This is a genomic window from Nonomuraea sp. NPDC001831 (genome assembly GCF_042892035.1).
Taxonomy (GTDB): Bacteria; Actinomycetota; Actinomycetes; order Streptosporangiales; family Streptosporangiaceae; genus Nonomuraea.
The window spans coordinates 117,303-133,900 of the sequence record NZ_JBIATU010000006.1; the positions used below are offsets into that span (position 1 = coordinate 117,303).

Sequence of the window (16,598 nt, forward strand, 5' to 3'; positions counted from 1 at the left end):
GAACAGATGGAACGTTTGACCGCCATCATGAACGCCCTGCGCGCCCAGGACAGCGTCACGGTGACCGAGCTCGCCGAGCGGCACGGCGTGTCGGAGATGACGATCCGCCGCGACCTGGACGAGCTGGCCCAGCAGGGCGTGGTCCGCCGGGTCAGGGGCGGGGCGCTGTCCCTGCTGCTGCGCGGCGAGGAGCCGCCGTTCGGGGTGCGCGAGCGGGAGGCGGTGGAGGCCAAGCGGCGCATCGGCGTCCAGGTCGCGGCGCTGATCGCGGACGGGGAGGCGGTCGTCCTGGACGGGGGCACCACCGTGCTGGAGGTGGCCCGCGCCCTGGCCGGGCGGCGGCTGACCGTGCTGCCGCTGGCGTTGCAGGCCGTCTCGCTGCTGGCCGCCGCGCCGCGGGTGCGCCTGGTGCTGCCCGGCGGCGAGGTGCGCAAGGGCGAGCTGAACCTCACCGGCCCGCTCGCCGAGAGCTCGATCGCGGCGCTGCGCTTCGACACCGCGGTGATCGGCTGCTGCGGCCTGTCGGCCGAGCACGGCCTGACCGCGCACGACCTGCCCGAGGTCGCGGTCAAACGGGCGGCCATCGCCGCCGCCCGGCGGGTGATCGTGGCCTGCGACTCGGGCAAGTTCTCCCGTACGGCATTCGGCGCGGTCTGCCCGATCTCCCGCCTGGACGTCGTGGTGACCGACGAAGGCGTGCCGCCCGAGCAGCGTGACGCGCTCGTCGCGGCCGGGGTGGACGTCAAGGAGGCCGGGTGAGACGCGAACGGACGGCCGTCTACCTGCTGTTCTTCCTGGCCGGCCTGGCCATCGGCACCTGGACGGCCCGCATCCCCGCCATCAAGGAGAGCCTCGGCCTCGACGCGGGACGGCTCAGCCTGGCGCTGCTGGCCATCGCGGCGGGCGCGGTCGCGGGCATGACGACCGTCGGTCGCCTGGTCGACCGGTACGGCAGCAGCCGGGTCATGATCCCGGCGGCCCTGTCGCAGGGCGTGGTGCTGGCGCCGCCCGCCTTCGCGCCGGGCCTGGGCGCGCTGGCCGCCGCGCTGCTGGCCTTCGGGATCGTCCACGGCGTCCTGGACGTGTCCATGAACGCCAACGCCGTCGAGGTGGAACGCGCCCACGGGCGGCCGGTGATGTCGTCCTTCCACGCCGTCTACAGCATCGGCGGGTTCGCCGGGGCCACGACGGGCGGGCTGTTCGCGCAGGCCGGGCTGCCGCCGTCGGTGACGTTCGGCTGCGTGGGGGCGGTGATCGCCGTGCTGGCGGTGTGGGCGTGGCGGTGGGCGCTGCGCTCGGCGCCCGCTCCCCTGCCGGCCGGCGGCTCGGGGTCCGGGCGGCCCAAGGGCATCCTGTTCCTCGGCGTGCTGGCCTTCTGCTGCCTGGTGGGCGAGGGGGCGGCGGCCGACTGGAGCTCCGTCTACCTGCGCGAGGACCTGGCCTCCTCGGCGGGGTTCGCCGCCGCCGGGTACGCCGCGTTCTCGATCGCGATGACCGCGGGCCGGCTGGCGGGGGACCGGCTGGCCGCCCGGTTCGGCCCGGTGGCGCTGGTGCGGTGCTGCGGGCTGCTGGCGGCGGCGGGGCTCGGCCTGGCGCTGCTCGGCGGTGGGCCGGTGGCCGGGGTGGTGGGGTTCGGCTGCTTCGGCGCGGGGTTGTCGTGCATCGTGCCGCAGGTGTTCTCGGCCGCGGGGCACCGGGACCCGGCCTTCGCCGGGCGGGCGCTGGCGCGGGTGGCGTCCGTCGGGTACCTGGGGTTCCTGTCGGGGCCGGTGATCATCGGGGCGGTGGCCCAGCTCGCCGGGTTGCCCCGGGCGCTGGCCGTACCGGCGCTGATGGCGGCCTTCGTGGCCCTGACGGCCCCCGCCGTGCGCCCTTGAGGCGTCCGGGCACGGGCGGCGGGCCGGGGTTCAGCCGAACTGCTGCCAGCCGAGCCTGATCACCATCGCCACCACCACGCACAACAGCACGACCCGGACGAACGCCGTGCCGCGCCTGATCGCCATCCTGGCGCCGAGCTGGGCGCCGGCCACGTTGCACAGCGCCATGCCCAGCCCGAGCGCCCACTGCACGTGGCCCTGGAGCCCGAACACCGCCAGCGCCCCGAGGTTGGTGCCCACGTTGATGATCTTCGCCGAGGCGGAGGCGGAGACGAAGTCCAGGCCGAGGATGGTGGTGAAGGCGATGATGAGGAACATGCCGGTGCCCGGCCCCATGATGCCGTCGTAGAAGGCGATGCCCACGCCCGCCGCGGCCACCGCCGCCACCACGCGGGCGCCGGTCCGCAGGTGCGGCTGCGGCAGGGCGCCCATCGAAGGACGCAACGTGACGAACGCCGCCACGCCGAGCAGCACCACCATCACGACCGGGCGCAGCACGTCGGCCGAGATCGCCGCTGCCGCCCACGCGCCCAGCCCGGCGCTCACCACGGCCAGCGCCGCGCCCGGTAACGCCACCTGACGGTCGATCTTGGTGGAGCGCGCGTACGCCACGGCGGCCGAGGCCGTGCCGAACACCGAGGAGAACTTGTTGGTCGCCATGGCCTGGACGGGCGGCATGCCGGTCATCAGCAACGCCGGCAGCTGCACCAGCCCGCCGCCGCCCACGACCGCGTCGACCCATCCGGCGCCGGCCGCGGCCGCCAGCAACACCACAACCTGCTCCAGCGGCACGCCGCTCCCCCACTCCCCCAGGAAACGCCCAGAAGACTACAGCCCCCCTTCAATCACCCATCCCTCAGGTGAAGCAGTCAGGCGGCCAGGAGGGGGCCGGCCTGTCGGCGACCCGGCGTTGCGCGGGTGACCGGCGGGCGGACGATGTGGCCGGGTAGGCGAGACTGGACCGGTGACGATCGAGAACGGACCGCCCGTGTCGAGCACCTCCATCGTGGTGCTGACGCTGGCGCGGCGGGTCGAGACGGAGCTGTCCGCCGAGCTGGCGCCGCTTGAGCTGACGATCAGCCGTCTGGGGCTGCTGGGACACATCGCCGGCGTGCCTGGCGCGTCGTTCAGCGACCTGGCGCGCATGTCGGGCATCTCCGTGCAGAGCGTGCACACGGCGGTGAAGGGGCTCGTCCAGGCGGGGCTGGTGCGCGACCGTACGGCGCGGGCGGGGTCGGCCTCCACCATCGAACTCACCCCCGAGGGACAACGCCTCCTGCGGCAGGCCGCCCAGGCCGTCACCAAGGTCGACGAACGCCTCTTCGGCCCCGACGCCGACCCGATCCACCAGCAGGTGGGCGACGCGATCCGCACCGCCTTCACCGGCCCCCGCCGACCCGGCGACACCACCTCCCCCGCCTGACCTGCGACACGCCCCCCACGCGGCCCGCCGGCCATCCAGGCAGGAAGCGCGCCCGCGCCGGGCCGCACGGGGAACACCTCTCGCGCCTTTGAGAAATCGCTGCGAAATCACTGAGAAACCGCTGAGACGGCCGGGTCAGTGTGCAGGCGAAAGGTTCGTTCGCCGCAGGAAGCGAGGGTTCGATGAGCGTGTTCACCCGGCTCTGCGACCGCACGGTCGCGCTGCTCGTCCCCCGGGTCGAGGCTGAAGCCTCGAACTGTTACTGGGACTACCTCCACGTCGACGGCACCTGCTACAAGCGCTGGTGCTGCCTCTACACGTCCGGAACCAGGTGCAACGGCTACGTGGCCTGCTAGGAGGGCTCATGATGCACGACTTGTGTGACCGCCTCGTCGCCCGGCTCGTCCCCCGCCTGACGGCCGCGGCCAGCAACTGCTGGGACGAGATCAACGGCCGCTACTGCCGCCGGTGCTGCGTCTACAGCACCGGGACCAGGTGCAACGGCTGGACGGTCTGTTAGGAACCCGTCGAAGCCGTGATCCGCGGGCCGGGCTCCGCCACCGGGGTCCGGCCCTCCTTTTCCCTCGACGAGGAGGTCAGATGATGTACGCGCTGTGGACCGCCGTCATGATCCTTGCCGTGCTGTGCGTGGCCAACGCGATGCTCGCGATGGGCGTCATCCGCAGGCTCCGCGAGCACACCGAACGGCTCAACGCCCTGTACGAGCGGCCCGCCGGCGGCCCGCCGCCCGCCGTGCAGCCCGGTGAGACGGTCGCCGGGTTCGAGCCGGGAGCCCCGCTGCCCGAGCGCACGCTGATCGGCTTCTTCTCGCCCACCTGCGCCCCGTGCAAGAAGCTGGCGCCCGGGTTCGCCGAACTGGCCGCGACCATGGGACGCGAGCAGGTCGTCGCGGTGATCGCCGGATTCCCCGACGACACGGGCACGCTGCGGGAACTGCTCGACCCCGTCGCCAGGGTCCGGCACGGCGGGCCGGACGGCGGGCCGCTGGCCGAGGCGTTCAAGGTCGAGGCGTTCCCCCAGGTGTTCCTCCTGGACGCCGGCCGTACCGTGCTGGCCGCCGGCCACACGCTCGACGACGTGCTCGCCGCCACGCATGGCTGAGGTGTCCTCCCCTCGCGCGCTGGCCGGGGCCGCGGAACTGGCCTGGCGCGGCGCGCCCGCCATGGTGATCGTCTACGTCGCGACCACGCTGGCCCAGGCGCTGCTGCCGATCGCCGCGGCATGGCTGACCAAGGCCCTGCTCGACGCGCTGAGCCGGCACAGCGGTCCCGTGCTCGGCCCGGCGCTGGGGCTGGCCGCCTGCGGGCTGGCGGCGGGGGTGCTGCCCGCGGTGTCGTCCTTCGCCAACAGCGCGCTGGGCCGGTCGGTGGGACTGCGCGCCACCGACCGGCTCTTCGGGGCCACCGAGCGCTTCGTGGGGCTGCGGCACTTCGAGGACCCGGCGTTCCTCGACCGGCTGCGCCTGGCCCAGCAGTCCACCGCGAGTTGCCACGGGCTGCTCGGATCGGTGTTCGAGGCGGGCCGGGCCGCGCTCACCATCGCCGGGTTCCTGGGCGCCGTGGCCCTGATCAACGCCTGGATGGCCGCCGTCGTGCTGGCGTCGCTGGTGCCCGCGCTCGCCGTCCAGCTGGGGCTGGCCAGGCGGCAGGCGGCGATGTTGTGGCGGACCAGCCCCGCCGAACGCCGCCAGTTCTTCTACGGGCAGCTGCTCACCGGGACCCAGGCCGCCAAGGAGATCAGGCTCTTCGGGACGGGAGCCTTCCTGCGCGGCCGCATGCTCGACGAGCGCAGGCAGGTCAACCGCGTCCGGCGCCGCCTGGACGTGCTGCAGCTGGCCTCGCACGGCGGGCTCGAACTGCTGGCCGCGCTGGTCGCCGGCGGCGGGCTGGTGTGGACGGGGCTGGCGGCGAGCGCCGGCGAGCTCAGCGTCGGTGACGTGGCGATGTTCGCGGGCGCCGTGGCGGGCACCCAGCAGGGCCTCAACACGCTGGCGCAGACCATCGCGCAGATCTCGCAGAGCCTGCGGCTCTTCGCCCACTACCTCCGCGTCACCTCCACCCCGCCCGACCTGCCGGTCGCCGCCGTCCCGCTGCCCGTGCTGCGCCGCGGGATCGAGCTGCGCGACGTGTGGTTCCGTTACGGCGACGACCACCCCTGGATCCTGCGCGGCGTCGACCTCTTCATCCCCTGCGGCGGCGCCCTCGCCCTCGTCGGCCTGAACGGCGCGGGCAAGAGCACCCTGGTCAAGCTGCTGTGCAGGTTCTACGACCCCACCAGGGGCACGATCCTGTGGGACGGCGTCGACCTGCGCGACGCGGCGCCGCAGGACCTGCGGGCCAGGATCAGCGCGGTGTTCCAGGACCACATGGCCTACGACCTGTCGGCCGCCGAGAACATCGGACTCGGTAACCTCCCGCTGATCGGCTCGGCATCCGCCATCAGGGCCGCGGCCGCGCGAGCGGGGATCGACGGCGCCATCGAGGCGCTGCCCAGAGGCTATGACACGTTGCTGACCAGGCTGTTCTTCGACGACGAGGCCGAGGGCAGCGCGGGGGTCGAACTGTCGGGCGGGCAGTGGCAGCGGATCGCCATCGCCCGCGCCCTGCTGCGGGACGATCCGGAGCTGATGATCCTGGACGAGCCGAGCTCCGGGCTCGATCCCGAGGCGGAGTACGACATCCACCTCCGGATGCGGGCGGGACGGGCGGGCCGGACGAGCCTGCTCATCTCGCACCGACTCAACACCGTGCGCGACGCCGACCTCATCGTGGTCCTGGACGAGGGACGGGTCGTCGAGCAGGGCCGGCACCGGGAGCTGATGGGACGCGACGGCCCCTACTCCCGGCTGTTCACCCTGCAGTCCAGCGGGTACGTCGCGGAGGCGGTCGGATGAGGTACCTGCTGGTGGCGGCGCTCACAGCGGCGGTCACAGCGGCGGGGCTGGCGTGGTTGCGCGGGCGCTACCTGGCGGTCACCGTCGAGGGCGTCAGCATGGTGCCCACCCTGCGGCCGGGTCAGCGACTGCTCGCGCGCAGGGGCGCGGGCGTCACCGGTGACATCGTCGTGGTGCGCGGGGGCCGCGGGCTGATGGTGAAGCGACTGGCCGCGTGCGAGGGGGAGCGGCTGCCCGCCGTGCTCGGGGGCGGCCTCGTGCCCGTGGGGCGGGTCGCCGTCCTGGGCGACAACCCGGGCCGGAGCGCGGATTCACGGCAGTTCGGCCTGCTGCCCGCCTCGGCGGTGGTCGCGGTGGTGCGCTCCGCCCCCGTCCGGACGTAGCAGCGGGAGCCTCTCGTTCGAGAACGTGGCGCTGCGGCGGAGCCTCCAGACGTCCGGCCGAGTTTCAGGGGGACTGAAGGTCTCGCTAAGCTTCAGGCACCCTGAAGGTTGGAGGAGATCCATGGAGCATGTCCTGTTGTCCGTTCATGTGCTGGCGGCCATCGTGTTCGTCGGCGGCTCGGCGGTGGCGTCGAGCCTGTTCCCCCGCTACGCCCCCGTCGCCGGCCGCGTCGCCGGCCCCGCCACACCCCCCGGCACGGAACGCAACACGGAGCGCAACGCCGCCGTGGCCGCCGTGCTGCACCGCATCACCGGCGGCTACGCCGTGTTCGGGCTGGTCGTCCCGCTGGCCGGGATCGTGCTGGCAGGCGTGCAGGGACGGATGGGGCAGACCTGGATCGTCGTGGCGATGATCCTCACCGCCGTCGCGGGCGCGTTGCTGGCCACCCAGATCCACCCCCGCCAGCGCCAGGCGCTCGACGCCCCCGACGACGGCCGGCGGCTGCGCACACTGGCGATGCTCGCCGGCGTCTACAACCTGCTGTGGGCGGTCGTCGTGGTGCTCATGATCGTCCGCCCCGGCGAGCAGACGGGAGCCTGAACGTGCTCACCCTGCGCATCGCCGCCGCCGTCGAGGCCGTCACGCTGGCGATCCTGCTGGCCAACCTGCTCACCGTGCACGCCCAGCCGGTCACGACCTACGCCGGACCGCTGCACGGCATGTCCTACCTGGTCGTCATCGCCACGGCGGCCATGACGCCCAGGGCACAGGGGACGCCCGGGGCCCGCTGGAGCGCGTTCGTCCCCGGCGTCGGCGGGCTGCTCGCCCTGCGCCGCCTGCGCGCCGGACGCGATGGCCGGGACGGATGACCCCGGGGCCCGGCCGGGCCCCGGCAGGTCAGCGGGCGGGGACCAGGGCGCGCTTCCTGGAGGCGTAGATGTCGTCGATCAGCCGGTAGCTGCGCGCCTGCTCGGCGGTGAAGATGCGGTCGCGCTCGATGTCCTTCCTGATCTCCAGCACCCCGCGCCCGGTGTGCCGGGCCAGGATCTCCTCCTGCTGGTCACGCATCCGCACGATCTCCCTGGCGTGGATCTCCAGGTCGCTCGACTGCCCCCGGCCGCCCTCGGTGGCCGGCTGGTGGAGCAGGACGCGCGCGTGCGGCAGGGCCGCCCGCTTGCCCGGCGTGCCCGCCGCGAGCAGGACGGCCGCCGCCGAGGACGCCTCCCCGATGCAGACCGTGTGGATCTCCGGCCGGACGAACTGCATCGTGTCGTAGATGGCCGTCATCGCCGTGAACGACCCGCCCGGCGAGTTGATGTACATGTTGATGTCCTGGTCGGGATCGAGCGACTCCAGCGTGAGGAGCTGGGCCATGACGTCGTTGGCCACCGTGTCGTCGATCGGCGCGCCGATGAACACCACCCGGTCCTCGAACAGCTTGTTGTACGGGTTCATCTCCCGTACCCCGTAGGAGGTGCGCTCGGTGAAGGAGGGCAGCACGTAGCGACCGCTCATGGTCAGTTCATCCCTTCGGCGATGTGGTCGACGAACCCGTACTCCAGCGCCTCCTGGGCGGTGAACCACCGGTCGCGGTCGGAGTCGGCCTGGATGCGCTCCAGCGGCTGGCCGGTGTGGTGAGCGATGATCTCGGCCATCCTGCGCTTGGTGTAGAGCATGTTGTCGGCCTGGATCTGGATGTCGCTGGCCGAGCCGCCGATGCCGCCCAGCGGCTGGTGCATGACGATGCGGGCGTTGGGCAGGGCGTAACGCTTGCCCGGCGCGCCGGCGGTCAACAGCAGCTGGCCCATGGAGGCGGCGAAGCCCATCGCCACCGTCGCCACGTCGCACGGGACGAACTGCATCATGTCGTAGAGCGCCATGCCGGCCGTCACCGAGCCGCCCGGCGAATTGATGTAGAGCGTTATGTCCCGATTGGGGTCTTCGGCGGCCAGCAAAAGCAGCTCACCGCAGAGCCGGTTGCAAATCTCGTCGTCGACCTCCTGGCCGAGGACCACGATGCGTTCCTTCAGCAGGCGCTGACTGAGCTGGTCAGGCCAGGCCGCGCGCTGGGTCTCCGTCATTGACGTCGCCTTTCTGCCGAAACTAATTCCGCGAAAAACGCTAGACCCGGCGGCGGCTAATTCCGCCCCATTTTCGCTGGGGGCGCATTTCACTCAAGGCGCATTACTCCCAGCGCGAAAAAGTATCGACATACAATCCCGGATGTGAGAAGGAACCTCCCCCGTCGTTGGGCGTGCCTCATCCTGGGCGGGGCGCTGCTGATGCCGTACATGATGGCCGGGGTGCTGGTCGCCGGGTTGTGGCGCGGCGTGTCGTCCGACCTGCTGATGCCGATCCAGGTCGGGGTGTTCGTCGCGGTGCTGCCAGTGGTGGCGGTGACCGGGCTGTTCCTGCCGGTGCGCGCGCTGGAGGTGAACGCCGCCCAGGGGCTGCTCGGGGCCCGGGTGGAGACCCCGCCGCGGCAGGCCCGCCGGTCGTGGCAGGAGCGGCGGCGCACTGCCGCGTGGTTCACGCTGCATCTGGCGGTGGGCGGTGTGGTCAGCGGGTTCACGCTGGCGGTGGTGCCGTTCACGATGTTCACGATGGCGCTGCCGTTCGTCGGTGAGCCGATGCCGGTGCTGGGCCTCACGGCCGAGCCGGGGTGGCCGTCCCTGCTGTGGGCGGCGGCGGGCGTGGGGGCGCTGGCGCTGCTGGTGGCGGGCGCGGCGGGCGCGGGCGCGCTGCTGGCCGCCCTGGCTCCCCCGCTGCTCGGCCCCACCCCCGCCGAACGGCTGGCCGCCGCCGAAGATCATGCCCGTACGCTGGCCGAACGCAACCGGCTGGCCCGCGAGCTGCACGACTCGGTCGGGCACGCGCTCAGCGTCGTCACCCTGCAGGCCGCCGCGGCCGGCCGCGTCCTCGACCGCGACCCGGCCACCGCCAGGACCGCGCTGGCGGCCATCGAGCAGTCGGCCCGCGCCGCACTGGAGGACCTCGACCACGTGCTCGGCGTCCTGCGCGAAGACGGGCGCGAGGACGCACGCAAGCACGCACGCGACAAAGGGCGCGAGGACGTGGGCGAGGACAGGCGGGAGGGGCGCCGCGAGGGTCATCGGGAGGACGGTGAGGCGGCGCGGCGGGCGCCGCAGGGGACCTTGGCCGACCTCGCGGCGCTGGTGACGGGCTCCGGCGCCGAGGTGCGGCAGGACGTGGGCGACCTGTCCGGCGTGCCCGCCGTCGTCTCCAGGGAGGCGTACCGCATCCTGCAGGAGGCGCTGACCAACGCGATCCGGCACGGCGGCGGCACGGTCCGGCTGGCCGCCGCCGTCCAGGGCGACGACCTGCGGCTGGAGGTCAGCAACCCCGCCGGGAAGCGCGCCGGGAGCCACGGGCGGGGCGGCCGGGGCGTGGCCGGCATGCGCGAACGCGTCCGCCTGCTCCGCGGCGACCTGCACGCCGGCCCCGACGAGGACGGCTGGACGGTCTCGGTCCGCCTCCCCCTGCGCCCGGCCCCCTGACTCCCACACCCTGCCCCCCTCCAGACAGCTCGCTCCCAGGACAGGCCCCCAGGCCCCCGTCAACCCAAGGACGCCCCCCGCCCCTCCCCGCCCGGGGTGCCGCTACGGTCGGGGGCATGACACTCAAGGTCGTGATCGCCGACGACGAGGACCTCATCCGCGCCGGGCTGCGCGTCATCATCGACGCCGAGCCCGGCCTGCGCGTGGTGGGCGAGGCCGGCGACGGCGCCGCGGTCCTGCCGGTCGTCCGCCGGGAGCGCCCCGACGTCGTGCTGATGGACGTCCGCATGCCCGCCATGGACGGCATCCAGGCCACCCGCCGGCTCGTGGCGCTCGACGACCCGCCCAAGGTCCTGGTCGTGACCACGTTCGAGAACGACGACCACGTCTACGACGCCCTGCGCGCCGGCGCGAGCGGCTTCCTGCTCAAACGCACCAGACCGGACGACCTGCTCCAGGCGATCAGGCTGGTGGCGGCCGGGGAGTCGCTGCTGTTCCCGGCCGCGATCCGCACCCTGGCCGGCCGCCGCCCGCAGGCCCACGTGCCGGGCATCGACCGGCTCACCGGCCGCGAGGGCGACGTGCTGCGGCTGATGACCAGGGGCATGTCCAACACCGAGATCGCCGCCGAGCTGGTCGTCAGCCAGGAGACCGTCAAGACGCACGTCGGCAACGTCCTGGCCAAGCTGGGCGCGCGCGACCGCACCCAGGCCGTGATCGCCGCCTACGAGTCCGGGTTCGTCTCGCCCGGCTGAGATCGGCCGAGCAGCCGCGCGGCCGGCAGCAGGGTGGCCTCGGCGGCGCTCAGGCCCTGCTCGGCCAGGGCCCGGTCCACCAGCCGCAGCCCCACCGCGTAACCCGCCATGTCGGGAATGCCGCGGGGCTCCTGCCCGAAGCGCCGCATGGCGCTGTCGCCCAGCACGTACGCCGGGGTGTTGTGCATGCCCTCCAGGTCGAACGCGTCCATGATCAGCTCGTGGGCGCGTTCCAGCTCCTCCCCCGTCACCATCCGCGACCACGGCCCCATGGCCTCCGGCCCGGACAGCTCCCGGACGAACGCCTCGGCCAGCCCCTCGGCCACCACGTGCTCGCCCACGGTGACCTTCCGCGGGTCCCACTCGACGTTGGTGTAGCGCACGTTGTGGTGGAACTCGTGCACCGCGCAGTGCGCGATCCGGCCGATGACCTCCTGCGACGGCCAGCCCAGCAGGTACAGCCAGCCGGGCGAGCCGCCCATCCCGTAGTAGCCGCCGCTGACCTTCATCAGGTGCTCGTTGTCCGGGTCGCCGAGCACGAACATCACCTGCAGCGAGGAAGCCTGCCTGGCCTCCTTCAGCGCGGGGGAGGCGCGCTCCAGCTCCCTGCGCACCTGGCCGAGCACGTCGGCCTCGATCATGGCCAGGACGGCGGGCAGGTAACGGGCGTCCTCGGCGTCGACGCGGAAGCCGCCGCCCTGGTGGTGGATGTCGACGATGTCGCCGGGCACCGGGATCGCCGGCCGGATCGGCGCCAGCATCTCCCGCAGCGCCTCGGGCCGGTCGGCGAGCGGCCGGGCGAGCAGGTCCGCCATGGCCGTGAGCGTGTCGTGAACGATGAACTCCATGCCGCGGACGCTAAAGCCTCACGTAACGTGAGGCTCAAACGCATTAAAGCGGCGACTCGCCCAGATCGTCGCCCGGCGACTGCCCCGGCGTGCCCGGACCGGTACGCGTCGGCGACGGCGACTGCGACGGCGAGGACTCCGGCACCGGCGTGGCCGGTGTGGGCGGCGGCGTGGGCACGAACACCGTCGGCGGGAGCTGCCGCGGCATCGGCTCGCTGTCGCGCCGGCCGAACAGCAGCAACAGCAGGATCGTCGTGACCAGCACCAGCAGCAGCGCCAGCGCCAGCGCGGCGAGCAGCACCCGCCGCCGCGTCTCGGTCAGCGGCAGCCGCCGCGCCAGCGGCCCCGGCAGCGCGGGCGCGCGGTCGGTCAGCCAGTACGGCACGAAGTCCGGCCCGTGCGCCTGCCCGATGAGCGTCCCGCCCACCATGACCGGCTCCAGGAAGCGTTCGGCCCCCGGCTGCCCCGGCGCGTACGGCACCGCCACCCACGGCGCCGGCCCGTCGTGCACGTCGAGCACCTCGGGCGTCCCGTCGAGCACCGAGGCGCGCGCCCGGCCGAGCCCCAGCCACCCGCGCCCGCCGGACCGCCCCGACGCCTCCTTGATCGCGGTCAGGAACCGGTCGCGCGCCGCCGCGTCGAGGGCGGCGCCCCGGGTGAGCACGGCCAGCGACACCGCGCGCCCGTCGGGTCCCTGTCCCAGGTAGACGAACCCGGCCGGAGCCGTGTGCAGGCGGGCCTGCACGACGTAGCGCCCCAGCTGGGGCGGATCACCGTACTGCAGGGGACTTGCCACGTTTGCCATGAAAGCACAGACGTGGCGTCGTGCACGTTCGCGGCGCGTTTGGTGGAATGGCGTCATGAGCGTCGCCGAAGAGTTGCCAGGCGGAAACGACGCGGCACTGCTGCGCCGAAGTCTCGACGAGGTCCGGCGTGTCATCGTGGGACAGGAGCACATGGTCGAGCGGCTGGTCGTGGCCCTGCTGGCCCGCGGTCACTGCCTGCTCGAAGGTGTGCCGGGAGTCGCCAAGACCCTCGCCGCCTCCACCCTGGCCACCGTCGTGGGCGGCACGTTCGCCCGGATCCAGTTCACCCCCGACCTCGTGCCGAGCGACATCGTCGGCACCCGCGTCTTCCACCCCTCCAACGAGAAGTTCGACGTCGAGCTGGGTCCGGTGTTCGTCAACTTCCTGCTGGCCGACGAGATCAACCGGGCCCCCGCCAAGGTGCAGTCCGCGCTGCTGGAGGTGATGGCCGAGCGCCAGGTCACGCTGGCCGGCGTCACCCATCCGCTGCCCAGGCCGTTCATCGTGCTGGCCACCCAGAACCCGATCGAGTCCGAGGGCGTCTACCCGCTGCCCGAGGTGCAGCGCGACCGTTTCCTGTTCCGCGTGCGGGTGCCGCACCCCAGCGCGCACGAGGAGCTGGAGATCCTCCACCGCATGAGCGTCACGCCGCCCGTGCCCGACCGCGTGCTCGACCCGGCCCGGCTGCTGGCCCTGCAGCAGGCCGCCGAGCAGGTCTCGGTGCACCAGCTCGTGGCCGACTACGTGGTGCGCCTGGTCATGTCCACCCGCGCGCCCGCCGACTACGGGCTCGGCGACCTGGCCGAGACGATCGAGATCGGCGTCAGCCCCCGCGCCACGCTCGGCCTGGTCTCGGCCGGGCGCGCGCTGGCCCTGCTGCGCGGCCGCGACTACCTGCTGCCCGACGACGTGCGCGACGTGGCGGTCGACGTCATGTCCCACCGGCTCATGCTGACCTTCGACGCCCTGGCCGACGGCGTCGATCCCGAGCAGGTCGTCAAGCAGATCCTGCACGCGGTGCCGCCGCCCCTGGTCGTCTGGAACCAGAACCGTTGAACACCGCCGAGCAGGCGCTGCGACGGCTGGAGCTGACCGTCACGCGGCGGCTCGACGGCCTGCTGCACGGCGCCCACCAGGGGCTGCTGCCCGGCACCGGCAGCGAGACCGGCGACAGCCGCCTGTACGTGCCCGGCGAGGACGACGTGCGCCGCATGGACTGGGCCGTCACCGCCCGCACGACCGTCCCGCACGTCCGCGACCTGATCGCCGATCGCGAGCTGGAGACCTGGGCGCTGGCCGACCTGTCGGCGAGCATGGACTTCGGCACCGCCGACACCGACAAGCGCGACCTGGTCGTGGCCGCCGTCGGCGCGATCGGCTTCCTGTCCAGCCGCATGGGCGACCGGTTCGGCGCGCTGGTGCTGCACGAGGAGTACATCCACCGCATGCCCGCCCGTACCGGCCGCCCGGCCCTGTACGGGCTCCTCAATTCCCTCATGGACGCCCCGCGCGGCCGGGCCGTGCCCGACGCGCCCGACCTGGCCGAGGGCATCGACGTGCTGGCGGCCACCCGCCGCCGCAGGGGCCTGCGCCTGGTCGTCTCCGACTTCCTCGACGACCGCCCCGAGCTCGACCCCGACGCCGAACGCCCCTGGGAACGCCCGATCAGGCGGCTGGCCGCGCGCCACCAGGTGCTGGCCGTGGAGGTCATCGACCCGCGCGAGCTGGAGCTGCCGGACGTCGGCCGGGTGGCGTTCACCGATCCCGAGACCGGGAACGTACGTGAAGTGCACCTTTCTCCCAAAGTCCGGCAAGCATATGCAGAAGCCGCCGCCCTGCAGCGCGAGGGCACCCGGCTGGCCCTGCGCCGCGCCGGGATCGCCCACCTGGTGCTGCGGACCGACCGGGACTGGGTGTTCGACGTGGCGCAGTTCGTCCTGCGCCAGCGCCGCATGAGCCACCTCGCCCACCGGAGACCCGTATGACGTTTCTCGCGCCCGGCTGGTTGTGGCTGTTCGTGCTGGTGGCGCTGCTGGTGGCCGGCTACGTCGTGGCGCAGTTCGCCCGCCGCCGCTACACCGTGCGCTTCACCAACCTGGCGCTGCTCAACCTCGTCGCCCCCGCCGGGCCGGGCTGGCGCCGGCACGTGCCCCCCGCGCTGTTCCTGGTCATGATGTCGCTCCTGGTGGTCGGCGCCGCCAAGCCCGCCGACCAGGTACGCGTCCCCCGCGACCGCGCCACCATCATGATCGCCCTCGACGTCTCCCTGTCCATGGACGCCGGCGACGTCCAGCCCAACCGGATCAGCGCCGCCAAGGCCGCCGCCCAGGCGTTCGCCAGGGAGCTGCCCGACCGCTTCAACGTCGGCGTGGTCTCCTTCGCCCGCTCGGCCAACGTCGTCATCTCCCCCACCACCGACCACCAGGCCGTCGTCACCGCCATCGGCAACCTGACCACCCGGCCCGGCACCGCGATCGGCGAGGCCGTCTTCAACTCGCTCGACTCGGTGCGCTCCTTCGACCAGCAGGCCGCCACCGACCCGCCGCCCGCCGCGATCGTGCTGCTGTCCGACGGCGACAACACCTCCGGCCGGTCGGTGACCGAGGCCATCGAGGCCGCCCAGCAGGCCCACGTCCCGGTCTCCACCATCGCGTACGGCACCCAGGAGGGCACCGTCGACATCGACGGCAGGCCCGTGAACGTCCCGGTCAACAAGCAGACACTCCAGTCGCTCTCCGACGGCACCAGCGGCCGCGCCTACGCCGCCGAGTCCGGCAGCGAGCTGCGCGACGTCTACGAGCAGATCGGCACCTCGCTGGGGTTCAAGCTGGTCAGCCAGGAGATCACCCAGTGGTTCATCGTGGCCGCGATCGTGCTCGGGCTGCTGGTGGCCGGCGCCGCGGTCTTGTTCGGCACCCGCATCCCGTAACGTTTTCCCACGTGGCCCACTACTTCTCCGAACGTCCCGAGACCGCGAGCAGGCCGGGCTCGGTCGACCTGGTCCTGCCCGACCTGTACCTGCGGCTGGAGACCGACCGGGGCGTGTTCTCACCCGACCGGGTCGACGTCGGCACGCGCGCGCTGCTGGAGTCGGTCCCGCCGCCGCCGCAGGAGGGCGACCTGCTCGACCTGGGCTGCGGCTACGGCCCCATCGCGCTGACGATGGCCTCGCGGGCGCCCGGGGCGACGGTGTGGGCCGTCGACGTGAACCGGCGGAGCCTGGAGCTGACCGGACGGAACGCCCAGGCCGCCGGCCTTTACAAAGTAAGACCCGTTCATATTGATGAAGTGCCGGATGACGTGAAATTTCGGGCCATCTGGTCCAATCCCGCCATCCGGATTGGCAAGCCGGCTCTGCACGAGATGCTCACCAGGTGGCTCACCCGGCTGACGCCCGACGGCGTCGCCTACCTGGTCGTCCAGAAACACCTCGGCTCGGACTCCCTGCAACGCTGGCTCGGCGAGCAGGGCTGGCAGGCCTCCCGCGAGGCCTCCCGAGCCGCCTACCGCATATTGAAGGTGGCCCGATGAGAAGGCAGCTGCGCCCCACCGACGTCAAGCGGCTCAACCGCACCTGGCGCAGGAACACCGACAACCGGCTCGCGCTGATCCTGGAGTCGGTGACGGGCCCGTTCAACGTCGGCTCGATCTTCCGCAGCGCCGCGGCGTTCGGCGTCGACCAGATCTGGCTGGCGGGCAACGCCACGCCGCCCACCAACCCCAAGGCGGGCAAGACGGCGCTCGGCACCGAGCGCCTGGTCACCTGGCACGAGCCGGTCCCGGCCACCGAGGCGGTCAAGGCCGCCAAGGACGACGGCTACGCCGTGCTGGCCATCGAGCTGACCGCCGAGGCCGTGCCGCTGCACCGCGCCGACCTCGGCCGCGACGTGTGCCTGGTGGTCGGCAGCGAGGACCACGGCTGCTCCCCCGCCCTGCTGGAGGCCGCCGACGGCGTCTGCTACATCCCGCAGGTCGGGCGGGTCGGCTCGTTCAACGTGTCGGTGGCCGCGGCCATCGCGCTGGCCGAGGCGCGCCGCCAGGAGTGGGAGAATCTCCCCGAACCGTGACCGAAC

At 73.0% G+C, this 16,598-nt stretch carries 22 protein-coding genes; 17 read left to right on the forward strand and 5 right to left on the reverse strand.

Translation table 11 applies throughout. The features are described 5' to 3' along the window. The first annotated feature begins 6 nt into the window (after window positions 1–6). Window positions 7–759 carry a DeoR/GlpR family DNA-binding transcription regulator gene (locus ACFYYW_RS21140; protein ID WP_387650769.1) on the forward strand — a complete coding sequence of 251 codons (753 nt, stop codon included), beginning with the start codon at window positions 7–9 and terminating at the stop codon, window positions 757–759. Next, the gene (locus tag ACFYYW_RS21145; protein WP_387650770.1) at window positions 756–1,877 is read left to right on the forward strand and encodes an MFS transporter; all 1,122 of its coding nucleotides are present in this window, start codon (window positions 756–758) and stop codon (window positions 1,875–1,877) included. The genes ACFYYW_RS21140 and ACFYYW_RS21145 overlap by 4 nt, the downstream gene beginning before the upstream one ends. Window positions 1,878–1,907: 30 nt before the next feature. Here ACFYYW_RS21145 and ACFYYW_RS21150 read toward each other — a convergent pair whose 3' ends face one another. Then, window positions 1,908–2,669 carry a TSUP family transporter gene (locus ACFYYW_RS21150; RefSeq protein WP_387650771.1) on the reverse strand — a complete coding sequence of 254 codons (762 nt, stop codon included), beginning with the start codon at window positions 2,667–2,669 and terminating at the stop codon, window positions 1,908–1,910. Window positions 2,670–2,841: 172 nt separating this feature from the next. Here ACFYYW_RS21150 and ACFYYW_RS21155 point away from each other — a divergent pair, with 172 nt between their 5' ends. The 8 genes from ACFYYW_RS21155 (at window position 2,842) to ACFYYW_RS21190 (ending at window position 7,467) form a co-directional block, all read left to right on the forward strand. After that, window positions 2,842–3,300 (forward strand): MarR family winged helix-turn-helix transcriptional regulator, encoded by a 459-nt coding sequence (locus ACFYYW_RS21155; protein ID WP_352328261.1) that lies wholly within the window; start codon window positions 2,842–2,844, stop codon window positions 3,298–3,300. Between the two features lie 182 nt (window positions 3,301–3,482). Further along, complete coding sequence (locus ACFYYW_RS21160) at window positions 3,483–3,656, forward strand: hypothetical protein (protein WP_352328260.1); 174 nt, start codon at window positions 3,483–3,485, stop codon at window positions 3,654–3,656. Between the two features lie 8 nt (window positions 3,657–3,664). After that, the gene (locus tag ACFYYW_RS21165; protein ID WP_352328259.1) at window positions 3,665–3,820 is read left to right on the forward strand and encodes a hypothetical protein; all 156 of its coding nucleotides are present in this window, start codon (window positions 3,665–3,667) and stop codon (window positions 3,818–3,820) included. An 80-nt stretch (window positions 3,821–3,900) separates the two neighbouring features. Beyond that, the gene (locus ACFYYW_RS21170) at window positions 3,901–4,422 is read left to right on the forward strand and encodes a TlpA family protein disulfide reductase (protein ID WP_387650773.1); all 522 of its coding nucleotides are present in this window, start codon (window positions 3,901–3,903) and stop codon (window positions 4,420–4,422) included. After that, window positions 4,415–6,214 carry an ABC transporter ATP-binding protein gene (locus tag ACFYYW_RS21175; RefSeq protein ID WP_387650774.1) on the forward strand — a complete coding sequence of 600 codons (1,800 nt, stop codon included), beginning with the start codon at window positions 4,415–4,417 and terminating at the stop codon, window positions 6,212–6,214. The genes ACFYYW_RS21170 and ACFYYW_RS21175 overlap by 8 nt, the downstream gene beginning before the upstream one ends. Then, a complete protein-coding gene (locus tag ACFYYW_RS21180) occupies window positions 6,211–6,597 on the forward strand; it encodes a S26 family signal peptidase (RefSeq protein ID WP_387650775.1) in 387 nt (128 codons plus the stop codon). The genes ACFYYW_RS21175 and ACFYYW_RS21180 overlap by 4 nt, the downstream gene beginning before the upstream one ends. A 121-nt stretch (window positions 6,598–6,718) precedes the next feature. Further along, window positions 6,719–7,198 (forward strand): hypothetical protein, encoded by a 480-nt coding sequence (locus ACFYYW_RS21185; RefSeq protein WP_387650776.1) that lies wholly within the window; start codon window positions 6,719–6,721, stop codon window positions 7,196–7,198. Window positions 7,199–7,200: 2 nt separating this feature from the next. Beyond that, window positions 7,201–7,467, forward strand: a complete 267-nt coding sequence (locus tag ACFYYW_RS21190) for a DUF3817 domain-containing protein (protein ID WP_364390375.1) — start codon at window positions 7,201–7,203, stop codon at window positions 7,465–7,467. Between the two features lie 28 nt (window positions 7,468–7,495). On the opposite strand, the gene ACFYYW_RS21195 is transcribed toward ACFYYW_RS21190, so the two are convergent. Both ACFYYW_RS21195 and ACFYYW_RS21200 read right to left on the reverse strand, forming a co-directional pair. Then, the gene (locus ACFYYW_RS21195; protein WP_352328090.1) at window positions 7,496–8,113 is read right to left on the reverse strand and encodes an ATP-dependent Clp protease proteolytic subunit; all 618 of its coding nucleotides are present in this window, start codon (window positions 8,111–8,113) and stop codon (window positions 7,496–7,498) included. Between the two features lie 2 nt (window positions 8,114–8,115). Then, entirely contained in the window at window positions 8,116–8,679 is a 564-nt protein-coding gene (locus ACFYYW_RS21200) for an ATP-dependent Clp protease proteolytic subunit (protein WP_352328091.1), read from the reverse strand. A 144-nt stretch (window positions 8,680–8,823) separates the two neighbouring features. Between ACFYYW_RS21200 and ACFYYW_RS21205 the strand changes: the two genes are divergently transcribed. Both ACFYYW_RS21205 and ACFYYW_RS21210 read left to right on the forward strand, forming a co-directional pair. Continuing rightward, complete coding sequence (locus ACFYYW_RS21205; RefSeq protein ID WP_387650778.1) at window positions 8,824–10,116, forward strand: sensor histidine kinase; 1,293 nt, start codon at window positions 8,824–8,826, stop codon at window positions 10,114–10,116. Window positions 10,117–10,232: 116 nt separating this feature from the next. Then, window positions 10,233–10,871, forward strand: a complete 639-nt coding sequence (locus ACFYYW_RS21210) for a response regulator (protein ID WP_387650779.1) — start codon at window positions 10,233–10,235, stop codon at window positions 10,869–10,871. On the opposite strand, the gene ACFYYW_RS21215 is transcribed toward ACFYYW_RS21210, so the two are convergent. Together ACFYYW_RS21215 and ACFYYW_RS21220 are read right to left on the reverse strand one after the other, a co-directional pair. Further along, window positions 10,841–11,719 carry a DUF2268 domain-containing protein gene (locus tag ACFYYW_RS21215; protein WP_387650781.1) on the reverse strand — a complete coding sequence of 293 codons (879 nt, stop codon included), beginning with the start codon at window positions 11,717–11,719 and terminating at the stop codon, window positions 10,841–10,843. The two genes, ACFYYW_RS21210 and ACFYYW_RS21215, sit on opposite strands and share 31 nt — an antisense overlap. 43 nt (window positions 11,720–11,762) lie before the next feature. Continuing rightward, window positions 11,763–12,524 (reverse strand): hypothetical protein, encoded by a 762-nt coding sequence (locus ACFYYW_RS21220; RefSeq protein WP_387650783.1) that lies wholly within the window; start codon window positions 12,522–12,524, stop codon window positions 11,763–11,765. Between the two features lie 55 nt (window positions 12,525–12,579). Between ACFYYW_RS21220 and ACFYYW_RS21225 the strand changes: the two genes are divergently transcribed. Genes ACFYYW_RS21225 through ACFYYW_RS21245 form a run of 5 tightly spaced genes read left to right on the forward strand, consistent with a single transcriptional unit; the run spans window position 12,580 to window position 16,592 of the window. Then, complete coding sequence (locus ACFYYW_RS21225) at window positions 12,580–13,581, forward strand: MoxR family ATPase (RefSeq protein ID WP_352328096.1); 1,002 nt, start codon at window positions 12,580–12,582, stop codon at window positions 13,579–13,581. After that, the gene (locus ACFYYW_RS21230; RefSeq protein WP_364337258.1) at window positions 13,578–14,510 is read left to right on the forward strand and encodes a DUF58 domain-containing protein; all 933 of its coding nucleotides are present in this window, start codon (window positions 13,578–13,580) and stop codon (window positions 14,508–14,510) included. Before ACFYYW_RS21225 ends, ACFYYW_RS21230 begins: the two co-directional genes overlap by 4 nt. Then, on the forward strand, window positions 14,507–15,454 hold the full coding sequence (locus ACFYYW_RS21235; RefSeq protein WP_387650784.1) for a VWA domain-containing protein: 948 nt from the start codon (window positions 14,507–14,509) through the stop codon (window positions 15,452–15,454). The genes ACFYYW_RS21230 and ACFYYW_RS21235 overlap by 4 nt, the downstream gene beginning before the upstream one ends. An 11-nt stretch (window positions 15,455–15,465) precedes the next feature. Continuing rightward, a complete protein-coding gene (locus ACFYYW_RS21240) occupies window positions 15,466–16,056 on the forward strand; it encodes a class I SAM-dependent methyltransferase (RefSeq protein WP_387650785.1) in 591 nt (196 codons plus the stop codon). Beyond that, window positions 16,053–16,592 (forward strand): TrmH family RNA methyltransferase, encoded by a 540-nt coding sequence (locus ACFYYW_RS21245; RefSeq protein ID WP_352328100.1) that lies wholly within the window; start codon window positions 16,053–16,055, stop codon window positions 16,590–16,592. Before ACFYYW_RS21240 ends, ACFYYW_RS21245 begins: the two co-directional genes overlap by 4 nt. Window positions 16,593–16,598 lie beyond the last annotated feature (6 nt).